Annotated in this window: 1 rRNA gene (running past one end of the window); it reads right to left on the bottom strand. The window is 57.1% G+C overall.

Going from position 1 to position 2,691, the window contains the following annotated elements:
- Positions 1-2,691, bottom strand: a 23S ribosomal RNA gene (locus tag AC5L3X_RS39035); its annotated part runs 418 nt beyond the window's last position; the annotation flags it as partial.

Here is a 2,691-nt window from a genome sequence, read left to right as displayed (position 1 = left end):
GGTCAAGTCCTCGGCCTATTAGTACCGGTCAGCTCCACACGTTACCATGCTTCCACCTCCGGCCTATCAACCCGGTCGTCTACCGGGAGCCTTACCCACTCTCGTGGTGGGAGACCTCATCTCAAGGCGAGCTTCCCGCTTAGATGCTTTCAGCGGTTATCCCTTCCGAACGTAGCCAACCAGCCGTGCACCTGGCGGTACAACTGGCACACCAGAGGTTCGTCCGTCCCGGTCCTCTCGTACTAGGGACAGCCCCTTTCAAGTCTCCTGCGCGCGCAGCGGATAGGGACCGAACTGTCTCGCGACGTTCTAAACCCAGCTCGCGTACCGCTTTAATGGGCGAACAGCCCAACCCTTGGGACCTACTCCAGCCCCAGGATGCGACGAGCCGACATCGAGGTGCCAAACCATCCCGTCGATATGGACTCTTGGGGAAGATCAGCCTGTTATCCCCGGGGTACCTTTTAGCCGTTGAGCGACACCGCTTCCACACGCCGATGCCGGATCACTAGTCCCAGCTTTCGCTCCTGCTCGACCCGTCAGTCTCACAGTCAAGCTCCCTTGTGCACTTACACTCAACACCTGATTGCCAACCAGGCTGAGGGAACCTTTGGGCGCCTCCGTTACCCTTTAGGAGGCAACCGCCCCAGTTAAACTACCCACCAGACACTGTCCCCGATCCGGATCACGGACCAGAGTTAGACGTTCAAAACGACCAGAGTGGTATTTCACCAATGACTCCACCCGAACTAGCGTCCGAGCTTCCCAGTCTCCCACCTATCCTACACAAGACGCTCCAAACGCCAATGTCAAGCTGTAGTGAAGGTCCCGGGGTCTTTCCGTCCTGCTGCGCGAAACGAGCATCTTTACTCGTAGTGCAATTTCGCCGGGTCTGTGGTTGAGACAGCGGGGAAGTCGTTACGCCATTCGTGCAGGTCGGAACTTACCCGACAAGGAATTTCGCTACCTTAGGATGGTTATAGTTACCACCGCCGTTTACCGGCGCTTAAGTTCTCACCTTCGCACGATCACTCGCGCTAAGCGGTCCCCTTAACGTTCCGGCACCGGGCAGGCGTCAGTCCGTATACATCGTCTTACGACTTCGCACGGACCTGTGTTTTTAGTAAACAGTCGCTTCCCCCTGGCCACTGCGACCCCCACCAGCTCCAAGCGCAAGGCCTATCACCAGCAGAGGTCCCCCTTCTCCCGAAGTTACGGGGGCAATTTGCCGAGTTCCTTAACCACAGTTCACCCGATCGCCTTGGTATTCTCTACCTGACCACCTGAGTCGGTTTAGGGTACGGGCCGCCACAACACTCACTAGAGGCTTTTCTCGGCAGCATAGGATCATCCACTTCACCACAATCGGCTCGGCATCACATCTCAGGATCAACGTGGGACGGATTTACCTACCCCACTCCCTACATGCTTACCCCAGGACTACCATCGCCTGGGCTGGACTACCTTCCTGCGTCACCCCATCGCTTACCTACTACCCGATCGGATCGAGCGTTCAGCCTCACCCCCACTCCGAAGAGCGAAGGGACTTAAGGACTCTTAGCATCACGAGGTTCGATATGGGCGCATTGAAGCGGGTACGGGAATATCAACCCGTTGTCCATCGACTACGCCTGTCGGCCTCGCCTTAGGTCCCGACTTACCCTGGGCGGATTAGCCTGGCCCAGGAACCCTTGGTCATCCGGCGCGAGGGTTTCCCACCCTCGATTCGCTACTCATGCCTGCATTCTCACTCGCACAGCCTCCACGACTAGATCACTCTGCCGCTTCACCGGCTGCACGACGCTCCCCTACCCACCAACAAGCCCCGAAAGACTCATCAGTGCCACGACTTCGGCGGTGTACTTGAGCCCCGCTACATTGTCGGCGCGGAATCACTTGACCAGTGAGCTATTACGCACTCTTTCAAGGGTGGCTGCTTCTAAGCCAACCTCCTGGTTGTCTCTGCGACTCCACATCCTTTCCCACTTAGCACACGCTTAGGGGCCTTAGTCGGTGATCTGGGCTGTTTCCCTCTCGACTACGAACCTTATCGCCCGCAGTCTCACTGCCACGCTCTCACTTACCGGCATTCGGAGTTTGGCTGACGTCAGTAACCTTGTCGGGCCCATCGGCCATCCAGTGCTCTACCTCCGGCAAGAAACACGCAACGCTGCACCTAAATGCATTTCGGGGAGAACCAGCTATCACGGAGTTTGATTGGCCTTTCACCCCTACACACAGGTCATCCCCCAGGTTTTCAACCCTGGTGGGTTCGGTCCTCCACCCAGTCTTACCTGAGCTTCAACCTGCCCATGCGTAGATCACTCCGCTTCGGGTCTACAGCATGCGACTCAAACGCCCTCTTCAGACTCGCTTTCGCTACGGCTCCCCCACACGGGTTAACCTCGCCACACACCATAACTCGCAGGCTCATTCTTCAAAAGGCACGCAGTCACATCACAGTCAGAGCAAGCCCTGACTAAGCTCCTACGGCTTGTAGGCACACGGTTTCAGGTACTCTTTCACGACCCCTCACCGGGGCACTTTTCACCTTTCCCTCACGGTACTCGTGCACTATCGGTCACCAGGGAGTATTTAGGCTTACCAGGTGGTCCTGGCAGATTCACACAGGATTTCTCGGGCCCCGTGCTACTTGGGATCCCCTCAAACAGTCCATCCGATTTCGCCTAC

This window comes from Nonomuraea sp. CX421 (genome assembly GCF_059358955.1).
This window is presented reverse-complemented; position numbering and strand designations above follow the sequence as displayed.